The organism is Pseudomonas sp. AS2.8 (assembly GCF_014190935.1).
GTDB lineage: Bacteria > Pseudomonadota > Gammaproteobacteria > Pseudomonadales > Pseudomonadaceae > Chryseomonas.
This window is the reverse complement of sequence record NZ_JACHVV010000003.1, coordinates 845,742-871,181: the sequence shown is the minus strand read 5'-3', so window position 1 is coordinate 871,181 and position 25,440 is coordinate 845,742. Positions and strand designations below refer to the sequence as shown.

Below are 25,440 nucleotides of genomic sequence, written 5' to 3'. Positions count from 1 at the left end.
CGGAGCGTTGGCTCGTCCTGCGACAGCCAGCCGTCTCCACGCCTCGCCACGGTTCAGCGAGTTGGAGGCCATTAACCGGGTTTATTCCCATGGAAACAAAGCCCTGCGTCGGCAGCGGGCACACGGAGGTCGTTCCCGCCGCCCGGGGTGGGCGCGAGTCGACCTGGATCACCCTGCACAAAGAAAAAAGCCCCGAGGTTATCCCCGGGGCCTTGGGCGAACGACCGACGCCTCAGGCGTCTCTGAGCGGGAAGCGGCGATCCGGGAAGAACAGACGCTGCAGTTCCTGCCCCGGTTCGTCGGCGCGCATGAAGGCTTCGCCGACCAGGAAGGCACGCACCTCGTTGGTTTCCATCAGCTCCACGTCGGCGCGGTTGAGGATGCCGCTCTCGGTGATCACCAGGCGATCCTGGGGGATGCGCGGCAGGAGATCGAGGGTGGCTTCCAGGCTGACCTCGAAGGTGTGCAGGTTGCGGTTGTTGACCCCCACCAGCGGGGTATCCAGCACCGTCAGGGCGCGCTCCAGCTCGGCGCCGTCATGCACCTCGACCAGCACGTCCAGGCCGACGTCCTTGGCCGTGGCGGCCAGTTCGCCCATCAGGCCGTCGTCCAGCGCGGCGACGATCAGCAGGATGCAATCGGCGCCGATGGCCCGGGCTTCCACCACCTGGATGGGATCGACGAGGAAGTCCTTGCGGATCACCGGCAGCTGGCAGGCGGCGCGCGCCTGCTGCAGATAGGCGTTGCCACCCTGGAAGAAGTCCACGTCGGTGAGCACGCTCAGGCAGGTGGCGCCGCCCAAGGCATAGCTGTGGGCGATCTCGGCCGGCACGAAGTGTTCACGGATCACGCCCTTGCTCGGCGAAGCCTTCTTCACCTCGGCGATGATCGCTGCCTCCTTGCGCGCCACCTGGGCCTGCAGGGCACGGGCGAAGCCGCGCGGAGCATCGGCGGCACGGGCCTGGGCCTCGAGTTCGGCCAGGCTGGTCCGGGCCTTGAGCTGGGCGATCTCCTCGGCCTTGCGGGCCAGGATCTTCTGCAACACGGTTGGCACACTCACGGGCGACCCTCCTCGCGATAGACGGATGTGAAATGGGCGAGCTCGTCCAGCTTTTCCCGGGCCAGGCCGCTGTAGAGCGCGTCGTGGGCCAAGAGTACCCCTTCATGCAGGCTCTGGGCGAGATCCGCGGCGTAGAGCGCCGCGCCGGCGTTGAGCACGATCATGTCGGCGGCCTTTTGCCCGGCTTCGGTCTTGCGCCGGCCGAGGGCGTCGCGGATCAGCGCCAGCGAGGCCTCGGGGCCGTCCACGGTGAGGCCGACCAGGGTCTGGCTCTTGATGCCCAGATCCTCCGGCAGCACCTGGTATTCGCTGATGCTGCCGTCCTTGAGTTCGGCGACCTGGGTCGCCGCGGCCAGGCTGAATTCGTCCAGGCCGTCGCGGGAGTGCACCACCAGCACGTGGTGGCTGCCCAGGCGCTGCAGCACCTCGGCCAGCGGTCGGCACAGCGCGGCGCTGAACACCCCGACCACCTGGTGCCGGACACCGGCCGGATTGGTCAGGGGACCGAGCATGTTGAACAGGGTGCGCAGCCCCAGGGAGCGGCGCGGCCCGGCGGCGTGACGCATGGCGCTGTGGTGCGACTGGGCGAACATGAAGCCGACGCCCACCTGCTCGACGCAGCGGGCGATCTGCGCCGGAGTCAGCTCCAGGTAGATGCCGGCGGCCTCCAGCAGATCGGCGCTGCCGCTCTTGCCGGACACCGCGCGATTGCCGTGCTTGGCGACCTTGCCGCCCGCCGCCGCGACCACGAACACCGAGGCCGAGGAGACGTTGAAGATATTGGCGCCATCGCCGCCGGTGCCCACCACGTCGACCACGTGATCGAGGGTCGGCAGCACCACCGGGGTGGCCAGTTCGCGCATCACGCTGACCGCGCCGCAGATCTCGTCGATGGTCTCGCTCTTGATGCGCATGCCCATGAGGAAGGCACCGATCTGCGCCTCGTCGGCGCCACCGGTCATGATCTGGCGCATCACCGCCTGCATCTCGGCCACGTTGAGGTCGAGTTGTCCGCTGATGCGATTCAGGGCCTGCTTGATGTCCATCTAGCGTCGCCCTCCCTGCTGCTGGAGAAAGTTGGCCAGCAGGTCATGGCCATGCTCGGTAAGGATGGACTCGGGATGGAACTGCACCCCCTCGATCATGAACTCGCGATGCCGCAGCCCCATGATCTCGTCCATGCTGCCGTCCGGGTGCTGGGTCCAGGCAGTGATCTCCAGACACTCGGGCAGGGTCTCGCGCTTGACCACCAGCGAGTGGTAGCGGGTCACGGTGAAGGGATTGGGCAGGCCGGCGAAGACGCCTTCGCCGTTGTGGTAGACCGGACTGGTCTTGCCGTGCATCGGCTCGCGCGCCCGCACCACCTCGCCGCCAAAGGCCTGGCCCAGGCTCTGGTGCCCCAGGCAGACGCCTAGCACCGGCAGCTTGCCGGCGAAGCGCTCCAGGGTGGCCAGGGAGATGCCCGCCTCGTTGGGCGTGCAGGGACCGGGAGAGACGACGACGCGTTCCGGCGCCATATCCTCGAGGGCCTCGACCGGCACCTCGTCGTTGCGCACCACCTTGACTTCGGCCCCTAGCTCACCCAGGTACTGCACCAAGTTGTAGGTGAAGGAATCGTAGTTATCGAGCATCAGCAACATGGTGGATTCCTCAGACGGACTGTTCGGCAAGGGTGACGGCGCGGAACATGGCGCGACGCTTGTTGAGGGTCTCCTCCCACTCCGCCGCCGGCTGGGAGTCGGCGACGATGCCGCCGCCCGCCTGCACGTGCAGTTCGCCGTCCTTGATCACCGCGGTGCGGATGGCGATGGCGGTGTCCATGTTGCCGTTCCAGGCCAGGTAACCCACGGCGCCGCCGTAGATGCCCCGCTTGACCGGTTCCAGTTCGTCGATGATCTCCATGGCACGGATCTTCGGCGCCCCGGACAAGGTGCCGGCCGGCAGGATGGCGCGTAGGGCGTCCATGGCGCTCAGCTCGGGCTTGAGCCGACCGGTGACGTTGCTGACGATGTGCATGACATTGGAATAACGCTCGATGACCATCTTTTCGGTCAGGGTCACGCTGCCGATGGTGGAGACCCGGCCCACGTCATTGCGGCCCAGGTCGATCAGCATCAGGTGCTCGGCCAGTTCCTTGGCATCGGCCAGCAGATCGCGTTCCAGCGCCAGATCGGCTTCTTCGGTGGCGCCACGCGGGCGGGTCCCGGCGATGGGGCGCACGGTGATCTCGCCGTCCTCCACCCGCACCAGCACCTCGGGCGAACTGCCCACCACATGGAAGTCGCCGAAGTTGAAGAAATACATGTAGGGCGTGGGGTTGAAGCAGCGCAGCGCCCGATAGAGGTCGATGGGCGCCGCCTGGAAATCGATGGTCATGCGCTGCGAGGGCACCACCTGCATGCAGTCGCCGGCCAGGATGTAGTCCTTGATCCGCTCCACGGCGTTTTCATAGTCGGCACGGCTGTAGCTGGAGCGAAAGGCCGGCTCGCTGCCGCTGCCCACTGCGGCGAAATCCAGGCCCAGGCGGGGAGCGATGGGCTGGCGAATGCGCTCGCGCAGCGTCGCGAGTCGAGCCTGGCCCTGTTCATAGGCATCCGGCTGGCTCGGATCGACAAGCACGATGCAGTGCAGCTTGCCGGCGAGGTTGTCAAAGACTACCACCTCGTCCGAGACCATCAGCAGGATGTCCGGGGTGCCCAGCGGATCGGGATTGGGACTGGCGCCCAGGCGCTTCTCGACATAGCGCACGCAGTCATAGCCGAAGTAGCCCACCAGACCGCCATCGAACTTGGGCAGGTTGGGCACCGCCGGCACGTGATAGCGGGTCTTGAAGGCCTCGACGAAAGCCAGCGGATCCTCGACGGTGCAGGCTTCGAGCTGCTGCTCGCCCTCGTGCACGGTCACCTCATAGCCATGCACGCGCAGCAGCGTCCGGCACGGCAGACCAATGATCGAATAACGCCCCCATTTCTCGCCGCCCTGCACCGATTCCAGCAAATAGGAGTTGGGCGCATCGGCCAGCTTGAGATAGAGGGACAGCGGGGTGTCGAAGTCGGCCAGGGTTTCGAAGGCCAGGGGAATGCGGTTATAGCCTTGAGCGGCCAGGCGCAGAAAATCGTCGCGGGTCATGATCAGCCTCGTGGCGAGGAAAACGAAAGGTCGGGTGCACAGCGCGCCGGTCAGATACCGGCAGGGACGAAATCAGGCGCGCCAGCGCCAACGGGCCAGGGCCTTGATGACTTTCATCCATGCTCGCGAGGAGCCTGTGCGGGTGACCACCACGATGCGATCTCTTGCTCTTGAGGCGGGGGTTGAAGGGCCACGTTAGCCTAGCCGGCGCGGCATGGCAACCGGCCGGCTACCTCGGCATGCTAGATGAACAGCTCGCGCAGATCGTCGACGACCAGATCCGGCTGCTCGCGGGCGATGGGCTCGCCATGGTTGTAGCCATAGCTCAGGGCCACGCAGCGCACCCTGGCGGCGCGGGCGGCGCGGATGTCGTTGCGCGAATCGCCGATGAACAGCGCCTGGCCGGCCGCCACGCCTGCCTGCTGCATGACCCACAGCAAGCCCGCCGGATCCGGCTTCTGCTGCGGCAGGGTATCGCCGCCGACGATCCAGTCGAAATCGCCCAGGCCCATGTCGGCCAAGAGCGGCGCGACGAAGCGCTCCGGCTTGTTGGTGATCACCGCCAGGCGCACGCCCAGGGTGCGCAGCAGCGCCAGGCTGTCCAGCACGCCGGGATAGACACGGGTCAGGGCGTGGCTGCCGTCATAGAGCGCCATGAACAGCGCCAGAGCCTCGTCGGCGGCGGCAGCGTCCACGGCGTCGTGCTGCATGTCATCGGCCAGGGCGCGACGCACCAGCACCCGGGCGCCGTTGCCAATCCACAGCCGCACCTTGTCCAGCCCCGCCGGCGCGCGGTCCAGGCGTACGAGCATGGCGTCCACGGCGGCGGCCAGGTCCGCCGCCGAATCCAACAGGGTGCCGTCGAGGTCGAACATCACCAGGGCGGGCGGATGCCCGCCACCGAGTCGCACCAGGGCGCTCATACCGAGCGGGCCTTGGCCAGTTCAGCACGCATCGCCTGGATCACCGCGGCATAGTCGGACTGGCCGAAGATGGCCGAGCCGGCGACGAAGGTATCGGCCCCGGCGCGGGCGATCTCGCCGATGTTCTTGACGTTAACCCCGCCATCGATCTCCAGCCGGATCGGCCGGCCGGAGGCGTCGATCAGGGCGCGCGCCTCGCGCAACTTGTCGAGAGTGCCGGGAATGAATTTCTGGCCGCCGAAGCCGGGGTTGACGCTCATCAGCAGCACCATGTCGATCTTGTCCAGGACGTACTTGAGGACATCCAGCGAGGTGGCCGGGTTGAACACCAGGCCGGCCCGGCAACCGCCGTCCTTGATCAGCTGCAGCGAGCGATCGATGTGCTCGGAGGCCTCGGGGTGGAAGGTGATGTCGGTGGCACCGGCTTCAATGAAGTCGCCGATGATGCGATCCACCGGCTTGACCATCAGGTGCACGTCGATGGGCGCGGTCACCCCGTAGTTGCGCAGCGCCCTGCAGACCATGGGGCCGATGGTGAGATTCGGCACATAGTGGTTGTCCATCACGTCGAAATGGACCATGTCGGCACCGGCGGCGAGGACCTTGTCGACCTCCTCGCCCAGGCGGGCGAAATCGGCGGACAGGATCGAGGGGGCGATGGCGAAGGGTTGCATGGGATAGCCTCGGCGAAGGTTAAGTGGCGGCATTGTAACGGAGATCCGTCTGCGGCTCGGGCGTTCCCGCTGCCCCGACGGCGCGAACGGCGGTAGGCTCGCCAGGGTCAACCGTGCCCTTGTCGAGGATTCCCGTCGATGTCGTCGTCCACCCTGCTGCCGCTCTGCCTTCTCCTGCTCGGCCTTGCCGCCCCGGTGCTCGCCGAAGAGCCACCCACCCCGGCCCCGGAAACGCCTGCGGCGCCGGCAACCGTGGCCCCGGCGCTGGAGCGCAGTCAGGAGCAGCAGCAGGCGCTGATGCGGCAATTGCCCGCCGAGCAGCAGAAGACCCTGCAGGCCGGTGACGAGTCCTTTCTTGCCCTGCTGGTGCCTGCCGCCCGGGCCAAGGCCAACGGGACGGTGGTGCTGGTTCCGGGCGACGGCGAATCGGCCGATTGGCCCAATGTGGTGGCGCCCGTGCGCCAGCAGTTGCCCACCTTTGGCTGGCAGACCATCAGTCTGAGCCTGCCCGACCCCTATGACCCGGTGGTGGCGATCGAGCGCGATACCGCCCCGGCGGACACCGACGCCCAGGCCAACAGCGAGCAGACGGCACCGCCGGTGACCGGTAGCAGCGGCACGGCGCCCGCCGCCCCGACCCAGGCCGAAGCCGGCAGTGGCGAACCGGCCCAGGCGGCGGTCGCACCGGTCGATCCCGAGGCCGCGGCCAATGCCCAGGCCACCCGGGTGCTGGCGCGCATCGCCGCCGGCATCGACCTGGCCCTGCAGCAGGGCGCCAATTCTATCGTGCTGGTCGGGCACGGCACCGGCGCCTACTGGGCGGCGCGCTATCTGGCGGAAAAGGAGCCGGGCGAGGTCAAGCAGCTGGTGCTCATCGACGGTCGCGAGCCCCAGGGGCTGCCGCCGCGGCTGGACGCCACCATGGGCAAGACCGATCTGCAGATCGCCGACCTGGTGCACGCGCCCGGACCGGCCGCGCAGCGGCGCAAGGAGCGGGCGGCGCAAAAGGCCAACAAGGGCTATCGGCAGATCGACCTGCCGGTCATCCCGGGTGATCGCGCCGCGGAGCAGGAGCAGACCGTCCGCCGCCTGCGCGCCTGGCTGGACCGGCTGCCACCGGCCGCTAGCGGAAGCCCCGCCGCCTCTTGATCACCTGATAGGCGGCATGCAGCTCGGCGGTGCGCTGGGCCGCGGCATAGACCGCCGACTGGCCCGCCCCGGCGCCGGCCTTCTTGTCGGGGTGATGGCGCGAAAGCAGCCGCCGATAGGCCTGCTTGACCGTGGCGGCGTCGGCGTCATCGGTGACGCCAAGCAATTGCAGCGCCTTGCGATACTTCTCCTCGCTGTTGGGCTGGCGCGGCGCCGCCTGCACCGGCGGCTGCAGGGCCAGCACCTGGGCTTCGGCCAGGCCCATCGCCTGCCCCCAGCCGAGGATCTCGTCGCGATCGCCGGGGCGCACGCTGCCGCTGATCCAGACCATGCGCCAACAGGCGCGCAGGATGCCCTCGCTGCGTTCGCTGAGGCGCTGCAGGTCGGCCGTCGACGGCAGGGTGCCGCCCTTGCCCTGCTCGAAGGCGGCGATGGCCTTCTGGCGTTCGTCGGCGCCGAGCCCCAGACGCTCGATCTCGCCTTCGGCCTGGCGGATATGGGCGGTCAGCACCCGCCCGCCACGCTTGGCCAGCCGGCCAAGCATCTGGAATTGCGCCTGGTGCTCGAAGCGTCCGGGGCGGCCCTGCCAGCGCGCCTTCCAGCCCGCCAGGGAGGTCAATCCCAACTGGCGCTCGCCGGCATGGGCGAGCAGCGCCACCAGCAGTGCGCCAGGAATGCTGGCCACGGCCCAGCCGGCCAGGAAGCCCAGCACCGTCAGCGGCCAGAACCAGATCTTCAAGAAGCCGTCCCGAACAGCCGCTCCGCTTCCGCCAGGCGCTCCAGGGTGCCCACGTCCACCCAGCGACCGTCCAGCCGCTGGCCCGAGACCTGTCCGGCGGCAATGGCGGGTCGCAACACGTCCACCAGCTTGAAGGCCCCGGCCGTGCGCGCGGCGAACAGCTGCGGATGCAGCACGGCGATGCCGCTGTAGGTGAGCCTCTCCGGGGCATCCAGGGTGATTCGCCCGTCCACCAGGCCGAAGTCGCCGCCCGGGTGATGCAGCGGATTGTCGACCAGTACCAGGTGCGCCAGGCAACCGGCCGGCAAGGCCAGGGTGCCAAAGGCGAAATCGGTGCGGATATCGCCGTTGACCAGCACGAAGGGCGCGCTGCCCAGCAGCGGCAACGCACGGAAGATGCCGCCTCCGGTCTCCAGCGGCTCACCTTCGGCAGAGAAGCGGATGGTGACGCCTAATTGGCTGCCATCGCCTAGGGCGGCTTCCAGCTTTGCCCCCAGCCAGGCGTGATTGATCACCAGCTCGGTGATGCCTGCCGCCGCCAGCGCCCGGATGTGATGCTCGATCAGCGGCCGGCCGTTCACCTCGATCAGCGGCTTGGGCAGGCTCAGCGTCAGCGGTCGCATCCGCTCGCCCTTGCCCGCCGCCAGGATCATGGCCTTCATGCCTCGACCCGCTCGGCGTGCAGCTCGTCGAGCAGGGCGCCGAGATCGGCCAGCTCCGGTCGGCGCGCCACCACGGTGCGGATGTAGGAGAGAAAGCGCGGAGTGTCGGCGACGTAGCGCGGCTTGCCGTCGCGATGCCAGATGCGGGCGAAGATGCCCATCACCTTGAGGTGGCGCTGCACGCCCATCAGATCCGACGCCCGCTGGAAATCGGCGAACTCGGCCTGCACCGGAATGCCGGCGGCCCGCGCCTGCTCCCAGTAGCCCAGCAGCCAGCGCTGCACCAGCGGCTCGGGCCAGCTGAGGAAGGCATCCTTGAACAGGCTGGTGATGTCGTAGGTCACCGGCCCGATGACCGCATCCTGGAAGTCCAGCACACCCGGATTGGGCGTGCTCAGCATCAGGTTGCGCGGCATGAAGTCCCGGTGGACCAGCACCTGGGGTTGCGCCAGGGCGCTGTCGATCAGCACCGCGCAGATGGCCTGCCAGCGTTCGAGCTGACTGGCGCCGAGGGTCGTGTCCAGTTCGCGACCCACGTACCACTCCGGAAACAGACTCAACTCGCGGGCGAGCAGAGCCCTGTCGTAGAGCGGCAGACTGCCGTTCGTCGGCTGCCTGCCCTGGAAAGCCAGCAGGGCATCAATGGCCGCCTGGAAATAATCGTCGGCATTGGCCGCATTGATCACCTCCAGGTAGGTCAGGGTGCCGAGATCGCTCAGCAGCAGGAATCCCCGCTCCAGATCCTGAGCCAGGATGCGCGGTACATGGACCCCGGCCTCGGCCAGCAGCGCGGCCACCTGCACGAACGGACGGCAGTCCTCCTGCGGCGGCGGCGCATCCATCACGATCAGGCTGCGGCCCTCGCCCGCCCAGCGGAAATAACGGCGAAAGCTGGCATCGCTGCTGGCCGCGGTCAGGCTGCCCTCGGGCACCTCGCCCCAGGCCTGCTCCCGGAAAATTTCCGGTAGAACGGTGGTCAGCCAGTCTTCTATCTGGTTTAAGCGAACATCTTCAGTCATTTACAGCGGATCCCTCGGCCCTAGCCGATGCGCAGGTCATGTTTTATTATCCGCTATCTTTTTGAGCCCATCGAGAGGCCGCGGCCCCTTAATGGCCGGCGTGCAGGACGACTTTAAGGATGGCCGTGAAAACCCCCGCGTTTCGCAGAAAATTTCCCCTCTTGGTAACCGGCAGCCTGCTCGCCATGCAGCCCGTCACCGCCCTTATCGCCGCCCCCGCCGAGCAGTTCAGCTGTAGCGCCGGAGCCGGCGGTGGCTGGTCGTGCAACACCCAGGCACCGACCGCGGCCATTCCGCCCCGCCCCAGCAAGGGCGAGACCCAGGGCATCGCGGCGGAACCCGCCGCGCGCAAGGGTGACGATGCCGTGCTGGTGACTGAGAGCAAGGGCCGCGCGCTCAAGTCCCGCAGCGCCGACTACAGCCACCTGGACTGGGTCCCGCGCGATCAGTTGACCCCGGCCCAGCTGGCCGAGACCGGTCCCTACTGCAGCGGTGCCTATGTCGAGCCGCAGCGTCCGGGCATGTACGACGACACCCCGACCGCCAAGGCCCCGACCTACATCTCCGCCAAGGCCTCGCGCTACGAGCAGGAGCAGCAGGTCGCCACCCTGGCCGGTGACGTGGTGCTGCGCCAGGGCGGCATGCAGGTGGAATCCCAGGAAGCCAACCTGCACCAGCTGGAAAATCGCGGCGAGCTCAAGGGCAACGTCAAATTCCGCGACAACGGCTTGCTGATGGTCGGCGACAAGGCCGATCTGCAGCTGGACAACGGCCAGGTCCAGGTCGACAACGCCGAATTCGTCATGCACCAGAGCCGCGCCCGCGGCAGCGCGCTCTACGCCAAGCGCGGCGACGACGCCATCATCCGCCTCAAGGATGGCACCTACACCACCTGCGAACCGGGCAGCAACGCCTGGCAGGTCAAGGGCAACACCGTCACCCTGAACCCGGCCACGGGCCTCGGCTACGCGACCAACGCCACGCTGCGGGTCAAGGACATCCCGGTCCTCTATACGCCGTTCATCTATTTCCCGATCGACGACCGTCGGCAGTCCGGTTTCCTGGCGCCCTCGATCAGCACCTCCAGCGACACCGGCTTCGCGATCACCACGCCCTACTACTTCAACCTGGCGCCCAACTACGATGCCACCCTCTATCCGCGCTACATGGCCAAGCACGGCCTGCAGACCGAGGGCGACTTCCGCTACCTGACCCGCAGCAGCGAAGGCGAGGTCTACGGCTCCTACCTCAAGGACACCGACCCGGAGCACGAGGGCGAACCGGAAGCCACCGACAACCGCTGGCTGTACGGCTGGAAGAACCGCAGCGGCCTGGATTCGCGCCTGATGGCCGAGGTGGACTACACCCGCATCAGCGATCCCTACTACTTCCAGGACCTGGACACCGACCTCGGCATCAACAAGCCGACCTACGTCAACCAGCAAGGTCGCCTGACCTATCGCGGCGACACCTTCGTCGCCGGCCTCAACGCCCAGGCCTACCAGCTGGCCACGGTGTCCGACGTGACGCCCTACAACCGCCTGCCGCAGCTGACCCTGACCGGTGCCCTGCCCTACAACCCGGGCGGCCTGGACTTCACCTACGACACCGAGGCAGTGCGCTTCACCCGCAGCTTCGACGACAACACCTACTTCGACCTGGACGACAACGGCAACCGCACCAACGTGCGCAACCGCCCGGACGTCAACCTGTTCGGCCTGACCCGTGCCGAAGGCAATCGCTACCACGTCGAGCCGGGCATCGCCCGCCCGATGACCGCGTCCTGGGGTTTCCTGACGCCGTCGCTGCGCTATGCCTACACCCGCTACGATCTGGACCTGGACAGCACCGGCGAGAACGACCTGAACTCGCCGCTGGTCGGCGGTGGTCGTCGCGCCTCGGCCGGCTCCAGCGTGACCAGCTTCAACGACAGCCCGACCCGCTCGGTGCCGATCTTCAGCCTCGACAGCGGCCTCTACTTCGACCGCACCTCGAATCTGTTCGGCGAAGGCGGCAAGCAGACCCTGGAACCCCGCGCCAAGTACCTCTACGTACCCAACCGCGACCAGGACGATCTGCCGGTGTTCGATACCGGCGAATACACCTTCAGCTACAGCTCGCTATGGCGCGACAACCGCTTCACCGGTCGCGACCGCATCGGCGACGCCAACCAGCTGGCCCTGGGTGCCACCAGCCGCTTCATCGAGCCCAACGGCTTCGAGCGCGCCAACGTCAGCTTCGGCCAGCTGTTCTACTTCCGCGACCGCGAAGTGCAACTGCCCGGCCTGACCAAGGACGACCTGGCCTACGCCCGCAGCCTGGGGCAGAACATCGACAATCCCCAGGCCACCACCTCGCGCTCGCCCTATGCCCTCGCCGGCATGTATCGCTTCAACCGCGACTGGCGCGTGAACGGCGAATTCAACTGGGATCCGACCCTGCACCAGACGGACTCCGGCAGCGTCATGTTCCACTACCAGCCGGAAGCCGAGCCGGGCAAGATCCTCAACGTCGGCTATCGCTATCGTGACAACGTCCGGGTGTTCGATCCGAACTTCGGCCGCTTCACCTACAACAGCGACGACTACAAGGTCGACCAGCACGACATCTCCTTCATCTGGCCGATCGTGCCCCAGTGGTCCGCGATTGCCCGCTGGCAGTTCGACTACAACAAGAGCCGTACCCTCGAAGCCTTCGGTGGCTTCGAATACGACAACTGCTGCTGGAAGCTGCGCCTGATCAGCCGCTACTGGCTCAAGAGCGAAGACGACGTCTTCTACACCGCCCAGAGCTCCGAAGCCGATCGCGGGATCTTCCTGCAGATCGTGCTCAAGGGACTCGGCAACGTCTTCGGCGGCAAGACCGAAGGCTTCCTGGACAGAGGCATTCAAGGCTATCGTGAACGTGAAGACCAAGCTATGTAACGCCCTGCGCCCGCTCGCCCTGGGCGCGGCGCTCGCTCTCTCCCCTCTGGCTCAGGCTGCCGTGGTTCCGCTGGACAAGGTCGTGGCCATCGTCGACAACGACGTGGTCATGCAGAGCCAGCTCGATCAGCGACTCAACGAGGTCAAGCAGAACATCACCCGCCGCGGCGCCGCGGCGCCGCCGGAAAGCGAGCTGCGGCAGCAGGTGCTCGAACGGCTGATTCTGGAAGACATCCAGATGCAGTTGGCCGGGCGCATGGGCGTGAAGATCTCCGACGAGGAGCTCAACCAGGCCGTGGCCACCATCGCCCAGCGCAATGGCCTGAGCGTGGCCGAATTCCGCCAGGCCCTGTCCCGCGACGGTCTCTCCTACGACGCCGCCCGCGAGCAGGTCCGGCGCGAGATGATGATCAGCCGGGTGCGTCAGCGTCAGGTCGGTCAGCGCGTGCAGGTCACCCAGCAGGAGGTGCAGAACTTCCTCGCCTCGGACCTGGGCAAGCTGCAGCTGTCCGAAGAGTATCGCCTGGCCAACATCCTGATCCCGGTGGCGGACAACGCCGGCACCGCCGGTCTCGACGCTGCCGCGCGTCAGGCTCAGGACACCTACAACCAGCTGCGCCAGGGCGCCGACTTCAACCAGCTGGCCATCGCCCGCTCGGCCGGTGACAACGCCCTCGACGGCGGCGAGATCGGCTGGCGCAAGGCGGCCCAGCTGCCCCCGCCCTTCGATCGCCTGATCGGCAGTGTCGGCGTCGGCGGCATCACCCAGCCGGTGCGCGTCCCCGGCGGCTTCGTGATCCTCAAGGTGGAGGAGAAGCGCGGAGGCGAGGCCAGCATCGTCGACGAGGTGCACGTCCGGCACATCCTGCTCAAGCCCAATGCCGTGCGCAGCGATGCCGAGACCCAGCGCCTGGCTGCGCGTCTGCGCGAGCGCATCCAGAATGGCGAGAGCTTCGCCACCCTGGCCAAGAGCTTCTCGGAAGATCCGGGCTCGGCGCTCAATGGCGGCGACCTGGGCTGGATCAATCCGGAATCCCTGGTCCCGGAATTCCGCGAGGTGATGAACAATTCGCCGGTCAACCAGCTGTCGCAGCCGTTCCGCACCGCCTTCGGCTGGCACATCCTGGAAGTCCTGGGCCGTCGGGCCACCGACAACACCCAGCAGGCGCGCGAGCAGCAGGCGTTGAATCTCCTGCGTAGCCGCAAGTACGATCAGGAACTGCAGACCTGGTTGCGCCAGATCCGCGACGAAGCCTACGTCGAGATCAAGCAGTAACCCCAAGGCCGCAGGCACCCCCTGCGGCCTTCTTGTTTCCGGAGCCCGCCATGGCCCTGCGCTTCGCCCTGACCCCCGGTGAGCCCGCCGGTATCGGTCCCGACCTCTGTCTGCTGCTGGCCCGCGTGGCCCAGCCCCACGCCCTGATCGGCATCGCCAGCCGCGACCTCCTGGCCGCTCGCGCGATCGAGCTGGGACTCGCCATCGACCTCATCGACGTCGCCCCCTCGGCCTGGCCCGACCGCCCGGCACCCACCGGTGCGCTCTATGTCTGGGATACCCCGCTGGGTGCGCCGGTGGTGACCGGTCAGCTCGACACCACCAATGCCGCCTATGTCCTGGACACCCTGACCCGTGCCGGCCAGGGCTGCCTCGACGGCACCTTCGCCGGGATGATCACCGCGCCGGTGCACAAGGGCGTGATCAACGATGGCGGCGTGGCCTTCTCCGGCCACACCGAATTCCTCGCCGAGCTGACCCATACCCCCCAGGTGGTGATGCTGCTCGCCACTGCCGGCCTGAGAGTGGCCCTGGTCACCACCCATCTGCCACTGCGCGAGGTGGCCGATGCCATCGATCGCCAGACGCTGCTGGACGTGACCCGCATTCTGCATGGCGATCTGCAGCGCTACTTCGGCGTGGCCCGGCCGCGCATCCTGGTCTGCGGTCTCAATCCCCATGCCGGCGAAGGCGGTCACCTGGGCCGCGAAGAGATCGAGATCATCGAGCCGGCGCTGGACAGCCTGCGCGCCGAAGGCCTCGACCTCGTCGGGCCGCTGCCCGCCGACACCCTCTTCACGCCCAAGCACCTCGAGCACTGCGACGCGGTCCTGGCCATGTACCACGACCAGGGCCTGCCGGTGCTCAAGCACAAGGGTTTCGGCGCGGCGGTCAACGTGACCCTGGGCCTGCCGATCATCCGCACCTCGGTCGACCATGGCACCGCCCTCGACCTGGCCGGTAGCGGGCGCATCGATACCGGCAGTCTGAAGGTCGCCCTGGAAACCGCCTACAGCATGGCGGCCCATCGCCGTTCGGTGACCTAAGAGGCTATTCATAACCTCGCGAGCTAGAGACAAACAAGGCCTAGGCGGCCCCACGAAAAGCCCTGAGGAAGCGGATCGGACTCGCGGGCGAGTTTACGAATGGTAAATGAGCATTTCCGACGGGGCTGGCCTTCCAGGGTCTTTTCAACGCAGTTAGGCCGATGCGCAGCAGGTTATGAATAGACTCTGAGCGCTCCGGTGACGGCAAAGGGTCTGCTAAACTGGTGGGTCTTTGCCGTCTTGAAATCGCAGGCCCGCTGCCTGCGCCGGAGCACCTGATGACCGAGCTCTACCAACACCGCGCCCGCAAGAGGTTCGGCCAGAATTTCCTGCACGACGCCGGGGTGATCCATCGCATCCTGCGCGCCATCCACGGGCGACCCGGCGAGCGCCTGCTGGAAATCGGTCCGGGCCAGGGCGCCCTGACCGAAGGCCTGCTCGGCAGTGGCGCCCGGCTCGACGTCATCGAGCTGGACCAGGACCTGATTCCCCTGCTCCGACTCAAGTTCGGCCTCAATCCGCTGTTCACCCTGCACCAGGGTGACGCCATGAAATACGATCTCTCCAGCATCGCCGCCGGCGATCGGCTGCGGGTGGTGGGCAACCTGCCCTACAACATCTCCACACCGCTGATCTTCCACCTGCTCAGCTTCGCCGACATCATCGCCGACATGCACTTCATGCTGCAGAAGGAAGTGGTGGAACGCCTGGCCGCGGTGCCCGGCAATGGCGACTGGGGACGGCTGTCGATCATGGTCCAGTACCACTGCCGCGTGGAGCACCTGTTCAACGTCGGTCCGGGCGCCTTCAATCCGCCGCCCAAGGTGGATTCGGCCATCGTGCGTCTGGTGCCCCACACCGAGCGGCCCCATGTGGCGCGCGATCCGGTGCTGCTCGAGCGCGTCGTCCGCGAGGCCTTCGGCCAGCGGCGCAAGACCCTCAGGAACACCCTCAAGGGCACCCTGGACAGCGCCGCCATCGAAGCCGCCGACGTCGACCCGGGGCTGCGTCCGGAGCAGCTGGACCTGGCCGCCTATGTGCGCCTGGCCAACCAGCTGGCGTCCAGCTGAAGCCCTTCCATCCGTATCTGCCGAGAATCCTTTCGTGACCGAGCCCGATCCGCGCTACCTCATCACCGTGCAGGTCACCACCCGCTACCTGCCCGAACAATCCAGCGCCAGCCAGGAGCGCTACGCCTTCGCCTACGACGTGAGCATCCGCAACGACGGTCGGCTGCCGGCGCAGTTGCTCAGCCGCCACTGGATCATCACCGACGGCAACGGCGAGGTGCAGGAAGTGCGCGGCCCGGGCGTGGTGGGCGAGCAGCCGCTGATCGCTCCGGGTGAAACCCACAGCTATTCCAGCGGCACCCTGATGCCGACCCAGGTGGGCAGCATGAGGGGCAGCTACCAGATGGTCGCCAGCGATGGCCATACCTTCGAGGCCACCATCCCCACCTTCCGCCTGGCCGTACCCGGCTCGCTGCACTAGGAGTCCCGATGACGCTGTACGCCGTTGGCGATCTGCAAGGTTGCCTCGACCCGCTCAAATGCCTCCTCGACGAGGTCCGCTTCGATCCCGCGCAGGACCGCCTCTGGCTGGTGGGTGATCTGGTCAACCGCGGACCTCAGTCCCTGGAAACCCTGAGATACCTGCACGCGATGCGCGATTCGCTTGTCAGCGTCCTGGGCAATCACGACCTGCACCTGCTGGCGGTGGCCTTCGGCGGCGCCAGGCTGAAGAAGCAGGACACCCTGAGCGACATCCTCGCCGCGCCCGACCGCGACGAATTATTGCACTGGCTGCGCCACCTGCCGCTGATCCAGCACGATGCCGGGCGCAACTGCGTACTGGTCCACGCCGGTCTGCCGCCGCAATGGACGCTGGCCCAGGCCATGAGCCTGGCCGGCGAAGTGGAAGCCGTGTTGCGCGACGATCTGGCCCATGTGCCCTTTCTCGAGCAGATGTATGGCAACGAGCCGGCGCTCTGGCAAGATGAGCTGCAGGGCCAGGAGCGTCTGCGCCTGATTACCAACTACCTGACGCGCATGAGATTCTGCAGCCCGGACGGTCGTCTGGAATTCAAGAGCAAGGAAGGCCTGGACAGCGCGCCGGCCGGTTTCGCCCCCTGGTTCAGCCACGACCATCGGCTGACCCGCAACGTGCGCATCCTGTTCGGCCACTGGGCCGCGCTTAAGGGTCGCTGCGCGGCGCCCAATGTCGAGGCGCTCGACAGCGGCTGCGTCTGGGGCGGCGACATGACCCTGCTCGACGTCGACGGCAACCGCCGTCATCTCTGCAGTTGCAAGGAGAAGAAATGAGCGAATTCACCTGTATCTCCCCCGAACGGGCGCTGGAACTGCGCAGCGAGGACGCGCGGATTGTCGACATCCGTGATCCGCACAGCTACGCCACCCTGCACGTCGCCGGCGCCCAGCGCCTCGACAACCAGAACATCCACGACTTCATCGCCGCTGCCGATCTCGACGCGCCGCTGCTGGTGTTCTGCTACCACGGCCACTCCAGCCAGAGCGCGGCGGCCTTTCTGGCCGGCCAGGGCTTCAGCCAGGTCTACAGCGTCGACGGCGGCTTCGAAAACTGGCGCACCCGCTATCCCGAGCAGACCGAAAGTGGCGAGGCCGTTTAACACAACGGCTTGACGCTGTGGTTACAAGAATAAACCGAATTGGCTCTTCCACATCTCGCAGATAGGACTATTCTGGAATCAGGCCCTCCGGAAACGGCGGGTTCGATAACCGGCTTTGGACCATCGGTGTAACCACTGGAGATTCGGGGGAATTCCAGGGGGACCGTTTCCATCGGTCTCCTTCGTGCGTCTCTCGAAACCCAACCCTACTTCTGCAGGCGGATCGATTAGGCAAGACGACAACGAAGGTATTAGAGACGTTATCTTTCGTCGCCCGGCATGACCGCTTCCCACCGGCAGCAAGGCAAGGCTCCAGGCATCGATTCCAAGCTGGTCCAGGGTATCCAGCGAGGAGACGTCATGAGCATTTTCAGTCACTTCCAGGGGCGTTTTGAAGCGACTCGCCAGGAAGAGTATTCCCTTCAGGAATACCTTGAGATCTGCAAGAAGGATCGTACCGCCTTTGCCAGTGCCGCCGAGCGCATGCTCATGGCCATCGGCGAACCCGAACTGGTGGACACCACCAGCGATTCACGCCTGTCCCGCATCTTTTCCAACAAGGTCATCCGCCGCTACCCCGCCTTTGCCGACTTCCATGGCATGGAAGACTGCATCGAGCAGATCGTGTCCTACTTCCGCCATGCGGCGCAGGGCCTGGAAGAGAAGAAGCAGATCCTCTATCTGCTCGGCCCGGTGGGTGGCGGCAAGTCGTCCCTCGCGGAAAAACTCAAGCACCTGATCGAGAAGGTCCCCTTCTACGCCATCAAGGGCTCGCCGGTGTTCGAATCGCCCCTGGGGCTGTTCAACCCCGACGAAGACGGCCAGATCCTCGAAGAGGACTACGGCATTCCCCGCCACTACCTGCGCAGCATCATGTCGCCCTGGGCGGCCAAGCGGCTGCAGGAATTCGGCGGCGACATCAGCAAGTTCCGGGTGGTCAAGCTCTACCCCTCCATCCTCAACCAGATCGCCATCGCCAAGACCGAGCCGGGCGACGAGAACAACCAGGACATCTCCGCCCTGGTGGGCAAGGTGGATATCCGCAAGCTGGAGGAATACCCGCAGAACGATGCGGATGCCTACAGCTACTCCGGCGCCCTGTGCCGCGCCAACCAGGGCCTGATGGAATTCGTGGAGATGTTCAAGGCCCCGATCAAGGTCCTGCACCCCTTGCTGACCGCGACCCAGGAAGGCAACTACAACAGCACCGAGGGCCTCGGCGCCCTGCCCTACAGCGGCATCATCCTGGCCCACTCCAACGAATCCGAGTGGCACACCTTCCGCAACAACAAGAACAACGAAGCCTTCATCGACCGGATCTACATCGTCAAGGTGCCCTATTGCCTGCGCGTCTCCGACGAGATCCACATCTACGACAAGCTGCTGGTCAACAGCTCCCTGGCCAACGCCCATTGCGCGCCGGACACCCTGAAGATGCTGGCCCAGTTCTCGGTGCTCTCGCGCCTCAAGGAACCGGAAAACTCCAACATCTATTCGAAGATGCGCGTCTACGATGGCGAAAACCTCAAGGACACCGATCCCAAGGCCAAGTCGATCCAGGAATACCGCGACAGCGCGGGCGTCGACGAGGGCATGAACGGGCTCTCCACGCGCTTCGCCTTCAAGATCCTCTCGCGGGTGTTCAACTTCGACGCCAACGAGATCGCGGCCAACCCGGTGCACCTGCTCTATGTGCTGGAGCAGCAGATCGAAGCCGAGCAGTTCCCGGCCGAGACCCGCGAGCGCTACATGAGATTCATCAAGGAATACCTGGCGCCGCGCTACGTGGAATTCATCGGCAAGGAGATCCAGACCGCGTACCTCGAGTCCTACAGCGAATACGGCCAGAACATCTTCGACCGCTACGTGCTCTACGCAGACTTCTGGATCCAGGATCAGGAATACCGCGATCCGGAGACCGGCGAGATCCTCAACCGGGCCTCGCTCAACGAGGAACTGGAGAAGATCGAGAAACCGGCCGGGATCAGCAATCCGAAGGATTTCCGCAACGAAATCGTCAACTTCGTGTTGCGCGCCCGTGCCAACAATAACGGCAAGAATCCGAGCTGGCTGTCCTACGAGAAGCTGCGCGCGGTGATCGAGAAGAAGATGTTCTCCAACACCGAGGAGCTCTTGCCGGTCATCAGCTTCAATGCCAAGGCCAGCAAGGAAGATCAGCAGAAGCACAGCGACTTCGTGACCCGCATGGTCCAGCGCGGGTACACCGAGAAGCAGGTACGACTGCTGTCCGAGTGGTATTCACGGGTACGCAAGTCGCAGTAAGGCAGCCTGAGGCTGAACCCGCGACGACGCGCCAGCCGCGTCGTCGTGGTGTCCTGCAATAGCCCGGAGGGCCTGTATGAGCTATGTCATCGACCGGCGTCTAAACGGCAAGAACAAGAGCACGGTGAACCGCACGCGTTTCCTGCGGCGTTATCGTGAGCACATCAAGAAGGCGGTCGAGGAAGCCGTGAGCCGGCGCTCCATCACCGACATGGAACACGGCGAGCAGATCAGCATTCCTGCCCGCGACATCGACGAACCCGCCCTCTATCAGGGCAAGGGCGGCCGCCAGACCATCGTCCACCCGGGCAACAAGGAATTCGTCAGCGGCGAACGCATCCCGCGGCCCCAGGGCGGCGGCGGTGGCCAGGGCCAGGGCAAGGCCAGCAACAGCGGCGAAGGCATGGACGAATTCGCCTTCCAGATCACCCAGGACGAATTCCTCGACTTCATGTTCGAAGACCTGGAGCTGCCCAACCTGGTCAAGAAGCAGCTGACCGGCACCGACACCTTCAAGACGGTACGCGCCGGCATCAGCAACGAGGGCAACCCTGCCCGCATCAACATCATCCGCACCCTACGTGCCTCCCATGCGCGGCGCATCGCCCTCTCCGGCGGCAGTCGCAACAAGCTGCGCGAAGCCAAGGCGGAGCTAGCGCGGCTGCGGGTGGAAGAGCCCGACAACCTGGGCGACATCCAGACGCTGGAAGCCGAGATCGAGCGGCTGCGCGCGCGCATCGACAAGGTGCCCTTCCTCGACACCTTCGACCTCAAGTACAACCTGCTGTCCAAGCAGCCCAGCCCCAGCTCCAAGGCGGTGATGTTCTGCCTGATGGACGTCTCTGGCTCCATGACCCAGGCCACCAAGGACATCGCCAAGCGCTTCTACATCCTGCTCTACCTGTTCCTCAAGCGGAACTACGAGCGCATCGAGGTGGTGTTCATCCGTCACCACACCAGTGCCAAGGAAGTGGACGAGGAAGAGTTCTTCTACTCCCGGGAAACCGGCGGCACCATCGTTTCCAGCGCCCTCAAGCTGATGCAGGAGGTCATGGTCGAGCGCTATCCGGTCAACGAGTGGAATCTCTATGCCGCCCAGGCCTCCGACGGCGACAACTGGAACGACGACTCGCCCATCTGCCGGGAGATCCTGACCAAGCAGATCCTGCCGTTCATGCAGTACTACACCTATGTGGAGATCACCCCACGCGAGCACCAGGCGCTGTGGTACGAATACGAGAACGTGCGTGGCAGCTTCCCGGATTCCTTCTCGCAGCAGCAGATCGTCTCGGCGGGGGATATCTATCCCGTGTTCCGCGAACTGTTCCAGCGGAGACTCGTGTCATGAAACGTGAGCCCATCTCCACCGGCTCGGAATGGACCTTCGAGCTGATCCAGACCTACGACCGGGAGATCGCCCGGATCGCCAAGCGCTATGCGCTGGACACCTACCCCAACCAGATCGAAGTGATCACCGCCGAGCAGATGATGGATGCCTATGCCTCCGTCGGCATGCCCATCGGCTACAACCACTGGTCCTACGGCAAGCACTTCCTGCACACCGAGAAGCACTACAGCCGCGGCCAGATGGGGCTGGCCTACGAGATCGTGATCAATTCCGATCCCTGCATCGCCTACCTCATGGAAGAGAACACCATGACCATGCAGGCGCTGGTGATCGCCCACGCCTGCTACGGCCACAACAGCTTCTTCAAGGGCAACTACCTGTTCCGCACCTGGACCGATGCCAGCTCCATCATCGACTACCTGGTGTTTGCCAAGCAGTACATCACCCAGTGCGAAGAACGCCATGGCATCGATGCCGTGGAAGAACTGCTGGATTCCTGCCATGCGCTGATGAACTACGGGGTGGATCGCTACAAGCGGCCCTACCCCATCTCCGCCGCCGAGGAACGCCAGCGGCAGAAGGAGCGCGAGGAGCAATTGCAGCGCCAGGTCAACGACCTCTGGCGGACCATTCCCAAGATGGCCGGCAAGGAGCTGCATGACGAAGGAGCGCGCTTCCCCAGCGAGCCCCAGGAAAACATCCTCTATTTCGTGGAAAAGCACGCGCCGTTGCTGGAGCCCTGGCAGCGCGAGGTGATCCGCATCGTGCGCAAGATCGCCCAATACTTCTATCCCCAGCGCCAAACCCAGGTGATGAACGAAGGCTGGGCCACCTTCTGGCACTACACCCTGCTCAACGATCTCTACGACGAGGGCCTGGTCACCGAAGGCTTCATGTTCGAATTCCTGCAATCCCACGCCGGAGTGATCTATCAGCCGGGCTTCGACAGCCCCTACTACAGCGGCATCAATCCCTACACCCTGGGCTTCGCCATGTTCCGCGACATCCGCCGCATCTGCGAGGATCCCACGGAAGAAGACCGCCGCTGGTTTCCTGATATCGCCGGTAGCGACTGGCTGGCCACCGTCACCTTCGCCATGAAGAGCTTCAAGGACGAAAGCTTCATCCTGCAGTACCTCTCGCCCAAGGTGATCCGCGACCTCAAGCTGTTCAGCATTCTCGATGACGACCAGCGCGACGAACTGGAAGTGGCGGCCATCCACGACGATGGCGGCTATCGCATGATCCGCGAGCAACTCGCCGCCCAGTACAACCTGGGCAATCGCGAGCCCAATGTGCAGATCTGGAACGTGGACCGACGTGGCGATCGCTCGCTCACCCTTCGCCATTTCCAGCATGACCGCAAGCCGCTGGGCAACTCCACGGACGAGGTGCTCAAGCACCTGCACCGGCTCTGGGGGTTCGACATCCGCCTGGAAAGCATGAGGGGCGAAGATGTCACCCACAGCTTCCAGGTTCCGCCCCGCCACGAGAGCCGCGACCATGACCGGCGGCTGGATCTGGCTTCGCCGATCTGAGCCGAGCGGTTCTTTCGGGCTATCCTAGACCTCCGCAAGGAGGTCTTTTTCTATGCAAATCTACAAGGTGGGCGGCGCCGTGCGCGATCGCCTGCTCGGCCGGCCGGTGACCGAAGTCGACTGGGTCGTGGTAGGCGCCACCGCCGAAGCCCTGGCTGCCCAGGGTTATCGCCCTGTGGGCGCCGACTTCCCGGTGTTCCTGCATCCCCAGACCGGCGAGGAATACGCCCTTGCCCGTACCGAACGCAAGAGCGGGCGCGGCTATGGCGGCTTCACCTTTCACGCCGCGCCCGACGTCACCCTGGAACAGGATCTGATCCGCCGCGACCTCACCGTCAATGCCATGGCCGAAGACGACGATGGCCAGGTCATAGACCCTTATGGCGGACGCGCGGATCTCCAGGCGCGCCTGTTGCGCCACGTCTCGCCCGCCTTCGCCGAAGATCCGCTGCGCGTGCTGCGGGTCGCCCGTTTCGCCGCCCGCTATTGCAGCCTGGGTTTCCAGGTGGCGCCCGAAACGCTGCTGCTGATGCAGGAGATGGTCGCCAGCGGCGAGCTGGATGCCTTGACCGCCGAGCGGTTATGGAAGGAAATCTCGCGCGCCCTGCTCGAAGAGCGGCCCGATGTCTTCATCCGGGTGCTGCACGACTGTGGCGCCCTGGCTGCGCTGCTGCCGGAGGTAGCTGCAGGATTCGCCAACGAGCAGCCCGAGCCGGGTGCCCGGATCTATGCCACCCTGCGCCAGAGCGCCGAGGTCCAGGCCTCGCTGAACGTGCGCTGGGCCTGCCTGTTGCTGGACGTACCGGAAGCACAGCACGCGGCCGTCAACGCCCGCCTCAAGGTTCCGCGTGACCCGGCCGAATTGGCATTGCTGCTGGTACGTCATTGGCCCACGGCCCTGCAGGCCCGGCAGCTGACGCCGGAGGCCTGGTTCGAGCTGCTGCAGGGTTTCGATGTGCTACGCCGCCCGGCGCGCTTCGAGGAATTCCTCCAGGCCTGCGCCTGTGCGGCGGCGGTGAGGACCGCCGAGGGCGAGCCACCGCTGGCCTTGCTGCGCGAGGCGGCCGAGGTGTTGCGTGGCGTGCAAGTCCAACCCCTGGTCGCCCAGGGCTTCAAGGGCGCGGCCCTGGGCGAGGCGCTCAAACAGGCCCGCATCGACGCCTTGGCGCAGCTTTAGTAGGTTGATTTGAGCGCTGCGCAGCTCCTCCCAATCGCCCTCACCCCAACCCTCTCCCCGAGGGAGAGGGGGGTTGTCCGAGCTAAGCGAAGCCTGTGCTAGAGCCGTAGCGTGGAAAACGGCGCAGCCTTTTCCACTGGGGGGTCTTCGCGAGGCGTACCCTCACCCCAGCCCTCTCCCAAAGGGAGAGGGGGGAAGAGCTCCCGTAGGTTGGGTTGAGCGCAGCGAAGCCCAACGACCGCCGCGCTATACCCGATCGGCGCCCAGCAACGCGTCTGGCGTCAGTTCCATACCCTTCCAGCTGAAAGCCACCGGCCGCAGCACCTGGGTGGTCTGGCCGCGCATCTCTTGCCACAGCTCATCGAGCCGGCGGCCGTTGTCCGGATGCCGCCGCTCGCCGGCCAACAGGGCCAGCGGCCAGAGCACGAAGGCGTTGCGCAGGATCTCGGCGCGCGGCAAGGTCAGGCCGGCGAACTCGCCGGTCAGGTCGCCATGCAGCAGGATGTCGATGTCCAGCGGCAGGCCCTGGCGATCCGGCGCATAGCGACCGCTGCGGGTTTCGATGGCCTTGAGTCTCTGGCTCAGGGCCGCAGGGTCGAGGTTGGTGTCACCCGCCACCACCAGATTGAAGAAGGGCGCACTGCGGATACCCACCGCCTCGCTTTCGAAGACCGGCGAGCACTGCATGTCGGTCAGCAGCGTCGCAAGCTCGTCCAGGGCCATGCCCAGGTGCTGCTCGCGCTGGATATTGCTGCCCAGCCCCAGATGGACCCGGGTCACGCCTGCCCCCGCTCGATCTCCACGCCCACACCGCGAGCGGTCGGCACCGCGCCCGGCTTGGTGATGCGCAGGCGCAGCCAGGGCAGCTTGAATTCCGCCTGCAACAGGGCGGCCAGGCGCTCGGCAAAGGTCTCCACCAGCTCGAAGGCGGTCTCGTGGGCGAAGGCGGTGATGCGCTCGGCCACCGCCGCATAATTCAGGGTGTGTTCGAGTTCGTCGTTCGCCGCCGCCGCGCGGATATCCCAGCCCATGGTGAGATCGATGCGCAGGCACTGGCGGATGTCACGCTCCCAGTCATACACCCCTATCACGGTGTCGACCTCGAGTCCCTCGATGAAAACCTTGTCCACTGCCTTTGCCTCGCACCTTTGCCGTGCTCTGTTTGATCGTCACCACCGGCCTATCGTCGGGCGGCGGGCTGTCGGTAGAATCGAGCCTTCTCCTGGCGCGGAACCCTACCATGTTCTGGCTGCTGCTCCTGCTGGCCTATCTGCTGGGCTCGCTGTCCTTCGCCGTGCTGCTCAGTCGCCTGTTCGGCACCCGCGATCCGCGTCACGACGGCTCCGGCAATCCCGGCGCCAGCAACATGCTGCGTCTGGCCGGACGCAAGCTGGCGCTGCTGACCCTCGCCGGTGACCTGAGCAAGAGCCTGATTCCCGTGCTCATCGCCCAGCAGCTGGGACTGTCGCCCCTGCAGCAGGCCTGGATCGGGCTGGCCGCCGTGGTCGGCCATCTCTATCCGCTGTACTTCCATTTCCGCGGTGGCAAGGGCGTCGCCACCGCGGCCGGGCTGCTGCTCGGCCTCTATCCGCCGGCGGCCCTGCTGGGGCTGGTGCTCTGGGCTGCGGTGTTCGCCAGCCTGAGGATCGCCTCCCTGGCATCGCTGGTCGCCGTGCTCGGCATCCTGCCGCTGTTCGCCTGGCAACGTCCGGACCTGCTGCCGCCGATGCTGCTGCTCGCCTTGCTCATCCTGATTCGCCACCGGCACAACCTGCGCGCCCTGCGCCAGGGCACCGAGCGTCATTTTTGATCCTGGCGCCGCCCGGGAATTACCCAGCCACGCCCT

Annotated in this window: 23 protein-coding genes and 1 pseudogene; 13 read left to right on the top strand and 11 right to left on the bottom strand. The window is 65.9% G+C overall.

Annotated elements, in window-relative coordinates:
- Positions 1-232: 232 nt before the first annotated feature.
- The 6 genes and pseudogenes from trpC to rpe all read right to left on the bottom strand — a co-directional run bounded on the left by trpC (position 233) and on the right by rpe (position 5,786).
- Entirely contained in the window at positions 233-1,060 is an 828-nt protein-coding gene (trpC, locus tag FHR73_RS16495; RefSeq protein WP_007159725.1) for an indole-3-glycerol phosphate synthase TrpC, read from the bottom strand.
- The gene (gene trpD / locus FHR73_RS16490; protein WP_183632693.1) at positions 1,057-2,106 is read right to left on the bottom strand and encodes an anthranilate phosphoribosyltransferase; all 1,050 of its coding nucleotides are present in this window, start codon (positions 2,104-2,106) and stop codon (positions 1,057-1,059) included. The genes trpC and trpD overlap by 4 nt, the downstream gene beginning before the upstream one ends.
- On the bottom strand, positions 2,107-2,700 hold the full coding sequence (locus FHR73_RS16485) for an aminodeoxychorismate/anthranilate synthase component II (RefSeq protein ID WP_183632691.1): 594 nt from the start codon (positions 2,698-2,700) through the stop codon (positions 2,107-2,109).
- A 10-nt stretch (positions 2,701-2,710) separates the two neighbouring features.
- Positions 2,711-4,189 (bottom strand): anthranilate synthase component I, encoded by a 1,479-nt coding sequence (gene trpE / locus FHR73_RS16480; RefSeq protein ID WP_183632689.1) that lies wholly within the window; start codon positions 4,187-4,189, stop codon positions 2,711-2,713.
- Between the two features lie 72 nt (positions 4,190-4,261).
- Positions 4,262-5,112 (bottom strand): annotated as a pseudogene (locus FHR73_RS16475) (phosphoglycolate phosphatase).
- Positions 5,109-5,786, bottom strand: a complete 678-nt coding sequence (rpe, locus tag FHR73_RS16470; protein WP_183632686.1) for a ribulose-phosphate 3-epimerase — start codon at positions 5,784-5,786, stop codon at positions 5,109-5,111. The pseudogene FHR73_RS16475 and the gene rpe overlap by 4 nt, the downstream one beginning before the upstream one ends.
- Positions 5,787-5,924: 138 nt before the next feature.
- Here rpe and FHR73_RS16465 point away from each other — a divergent pair, with 138 nt between their 5' ends.
- Positions 5,925-6,935, top strand: coding sequence for a DUF3530 family protein (locus tag FHR73_RS16465; RefSeq protein ID WP_183632684.1), 1,011 nt, complete (start codon positions 5,925-5,927; stop codon positions 6,933-6,935).
- Here the strand turns inward: FHR73_RS16465 and FHR73_RS16460 are convergent.
- From FHR73_RS16460 to FHR73_RS16450, 3 genes are read right to left on the bottom strand one after another with little or no spacing between them, the layout of a single operon-like run.
- Positions 6,910-7,674: a DnaJ domain-containing protein gene (locus FHR73_RS16460; RefSeq protein ID WP_183632682.1), complete on the bottom strand. Its 765-nt coding sequence runs from the start codon at positions 7,672-7,674 to the stop codon at positions 6,910-6,912. The two genes, FHR73_RS16465 and FHR73_RS16460, sit on opposite strands and share 26 nt — an antisense overlap.
- Entirely contained in the window at positions 7,671-8,336 is a 666-nt protein-coding gene (gene murU / locus FHR73_RS16455; protein ID WP_183632680.1) for an N-acetylmuramate alpha-1-phosphate uridylyltransferase MurU, read from the bottom strand. The genes FHR73_RS16460 and murU overlap by 4 nt, the downstream gene beginning before the upstream one ends.
- On the bottom strand, positions 8,333-9,355 hold the full coding sequence (locus tag FHR73_RS16450; RefSeq protein ID WP_183632678.1) for an aminoglycoside phosphotransferase family protein: 1,023 nt from the start codon (positions 9,353-9,355) through the stop codon (positions 8,333-8,335). The genes murU and FHR73_RS16450 overlap by 4 nt, the downstream gene beginning before the upstream one ends.
- A 119-nt stretch (positions 9,356-9,474) precedes the next feature.
- On the opposite strand from FHR73_RS16450, the gene FHR73_RS16445 reads away from it, so the two are divergent.
- The 11 genes from FHR73_RS16445 to FHR73_RS16395 all read left to right on the top strand — a co-directional run bounded on the left by FHR73_RS16445 (position 9,475) and on the right by FHR73_RS16395 (position 23,594).
- Positions 9,475-12,279, top strand: coding sequence for an LPS-assembly protein LptD (locus FHR73_RS16445; RefSeq protein ID WP_183632676.1), 2,805 nt, complete (start codon positions 9,475-9,477; stop codon positions 12,277-12,279).
- The gene (locus tag FHR73_RS16440; protein WP_183632674.1) at positions 12,260-13,555 is read left to right on the top strand and encodes a peptidylprolyl isomerase; all 1,296 of its coding nucleotides are present in this window, start codon (positions 12,260-12,262) and stop codon (positions 13,553-13,555) included. The genes FHR73_RS16445 and FHR73_RS16440 overlap by 20 nt, the downstream gene beginning before the upstream one ends.
- A gap of 50 nt (positions 13,556-13,605) precedes the next feature.
- Entirely contained in the window at positions 13,606-14,601 is a 996-nt protein-coding gene (gene pdxA, locus FHR73_RS16435; protein ID WP_183632672.1) for a 4-hydroxythreonine-4-phosphate dehydrogenase PdxA, read from the top strand.
- A gap of 278 nt (positions 14,602-14,879) precedes the next feature.
- Positions 14,880-15,671: a 16S rRNA (adenine(1518)-N(6)/adenine(1519)-N(6))-dimethyltransferase RsmA gene (gene rsmA, locus FHR73_RS16430; RefSeq protein WP_017640354.1), complete on the top strand. Its 792-nt coding sequence runs from the start codon at positions 14,880-14,882 to the stop codon at positions 15,669-15,671.
- A gap of 34 nt (positions 15,672-15,705) precedes the next feature.
- Positions 15,706-16,092 (top strand): Co2+/Mg2+ efflux protein ApaG, encoded by a 387-nt coding sequence (gene apaG, locus FHR73_RS16425; RefSeq protein WP_183632670.1) that lies wholly within the window; start codon positions 15,706-15,708, stop codon positions 16,090-16,092.
- A gap of 8 nt (positions 16,093-16,100) precedes the next feature.
- The gene (locus FHR73_RS16420) at positions 16,101-16,922 is read left to right on the top strand and encodes a symmetrical bis(5'-nucleosyl)-tetraphosphatase (RefSeq protein ID WP_183632668.1); all 822 of its coding nucleotides are present in this window, start codon (positions 16,101-16,103) and stop codon (positions 16,920-16,922) included.
- Positions 16,919-17,248, top strand: coding sequence for a thiosulfate sulfurtransferase GlpE (gene glpE, locus FHR73_RS16415; RefSeq protein WP_183632666.1), 330 nt, complete (start codon positions 16,919-16,921; stop codon positions 17,246-17,248). The genes FHR73_RS16420 and glpE overlap by 4 nt, the downstream gene beginning before the upstream one ends.
- 360 nt (positions 17,249-17,608) lie before the next feature.
- Positions 17,609-19,531, top strand: coding sequence for a PrkA family serine protein kinase (locus tag FHR73_RS16410; protein WP_158891495.1), 1,923 nt, complete (start codon positions 17,609-17,611; stop codon positions 19,529-19,531).
- Positions 19,532-19,607: 76 nt separating this feature from the next.
- Positions 19,608-20,879 (top strand): YeaH/YhbH family protein, encoded by a 1,272-nt coding sequence (locus tag FHR73_RS16405; protein WP_183632664.1) that lies wholly within the window; start codon positions 19,608-19,610, stop codon positions 20,877-20,879.
- Positions 20,876-22,417 carry a SpoVR family protein gene (locus FHR73_RS16400; RefSeq protein ID WP_183632662.1) on the top strand — a complete coding sequence of 514 codons (1,542 nt, stop codon included), beginning with the start codon at positions 20,876-20,878 and terminating at the stop codon, positions 22,415-22,417. The genes FHR73_RS16405 and FHR73_RS16400 overlap by 4 nt, the downstream gene beginning before the upstream one ends.
- Before the next feature lie 52 nt (positions 22,418-22,469).
- Positions 22,470-23,594: a multifunctional CCA tRNA nucleotidyl transferase/2'3'-cyclic phosphodiesterase/2'nucleotidase/phosphatase gene (locus FHR73_RS16395; RefSeq protein WP_183632660.1), complete on the top strand. Its 1,125-nt coding sequence runs from the start codon at positions 22,470-22,472 to the stop codon at positions 23,592-23,594.
- A 246-nt stretch (positions 23,595-23,840) separates the two neighbouring features.
- On the opposite strand, the gene folK is transcribed toward FHR73_RS16395, so the two are convergent.
- Positions 23,841-24,374 (bottom strand): 2-amino-4-hydroxy-6-hydroxymethyldihydropteridine diphosphokinase, encoded by a 534-nt coding sequence (gene folK / locus FHR73_RS16390; protein WP_183632658.1) that lies wholly within the window; start codon positions 24,372-24,374, stop codon positions 23,841-23,843.
- A complete protein-coding gene (gene folB / locus FHR73_RS16385; protein WP_007159747.1) occupies positions 24,371-24,724 on the bottom strand; it encodes a dihydroneopterin aldolase in 354 nt (117 codons plus the stop codon). The genes folK and folB overlap by 4 nt, the downstream gene beginning before the upstream one ends.
- 110 nt (positions 24,725-24,834) lie before the next feature.
- On the opposite strand from folB, the gene plsY reads away from it, so the two are divergent.
- A complete protein-coding gene (gene plsY / locus FHR73_RS16380) occupies positions 24,835-25,404 on the top strand; it encodes a glycerol-3-phosphate 1-O-acyltransferase PlsY (RefSeq protein ID WP_183632656.1) in 570 nt (189 codons plus the stop codon).
- Positions 25,405-25,440 lie beyond the last annotated feature (36 nt).

Coding starts and splice junctions, on each gene's coding strand:
- trpD (WP_183632693.1), bottom strand. CDS start 2,106: ATGGACATCAAGCAGGCCCTGAATCGCATCAGCGGACAACTCGACCTC.
- FHR73_RS16485 (WP_183632691.1), bottom strand. CDS start 2,700: ATGTTGCTGATGCTCGATAACTACGATTCCTTCACCTACAACTTGGTG.
- trpE (WP_183632689.1), bottom strand. CDS start 4,189: ATGACCCGCGACGATTTTCTGCGCCTGGCCGCTCAAGGCTATAACCGC.
- rpe (WP_183632686.1), bottom strand. CDS start 5,786: ATGCAACCCTTCGCCATCGCCCCCTCGATCCTGTCCGCCGATTTCGCC.
- FHR73_RS16465 (WP_183632684.1), top strand. CDS start 5,925: ATGTCGTCGTCCACCCTGCTGCCGCTCTGCCTTCTCCTGCTCGGCCTT.
- murU (WP_183632680.1), bottom strand. CDS start 8,336: ATGAAGGCCATGATCCTGGCGGCGGGCAAGGGCGAGCGGATGCGACCG.
- FHR73_RS16450 (WP_183632678.1), bottom strand. CDS start 9,355: ATGACTGAAGATGTTCGCTTAAACCAGATAGAAGACTGGCTGACCACC.
- FHR73_RS16445 (WP_183632676.1), top strand. CDS start 9,475: ATGGCCGTGAAAACCCCCGCGTTTCGCAGAAAATTTCCCCTCTTGGTA.
- pdxA (WP_183632672.1), top strand. CDS start 13,606: ATGGCCCTGCGCTTCGCCCTGACCCCCGGTGAGCCCGCCGGTATCGGT.
- rsmA (WP_017640354.1), top strand. CDS start 14,880: ATGACCGAGCTCTACCAACACCGCGCCCGCAAGAGGTTCGGCCAGAAT.
- FHR73_RS16420 (WP_183632668.1), top strand. CDS start 16,101: ATGACGCTGTACGCCGTTGGCGATCTGCAAGGTTGCCTCGACCCGCTC.
- glpE (WP_183632666.1), top strand. CDS start 16,919: ATGAGCGAATTCACCTGTATCTCCCCCGAACGGGCGCTGGAACTGCGC.
- FHR73_RS16410 (WP_158891495.1), top strand. CDS start 17,609: ATGAGCATTTTCAGTCACTTCCAGGGGCGTTTTGAAGCGACTCGCCAG.
- FHR73_RS16405 (WP_183632664.1), top strand. CDS start 19,608: ATGAGCTATGTCATCGACCGGCGTCTAAACGGCAAGAACAAGAGCACG.
- FHR73_RS16400 (WP_183632662.1), top strand. CDS start 20,876: ATGAAACGTGAGCCCATCTCCACCGGCTCGGAATGGACCTTCGAGCTG.
- FHR73_RS16395 (WP_183632660.1), top strand. CDS start 22,470: ATGCAAATCTACAAGGTGGGCGGCGCCGTGCGCGATCGCCTGCTCGGC.
- plsY (WP_183632656.1), top strand. CDS start 24,835: ATGTTCTGGCTGCTGCTCCTGCTGGCCTATCTGCTGGGCTCGCTGTCC.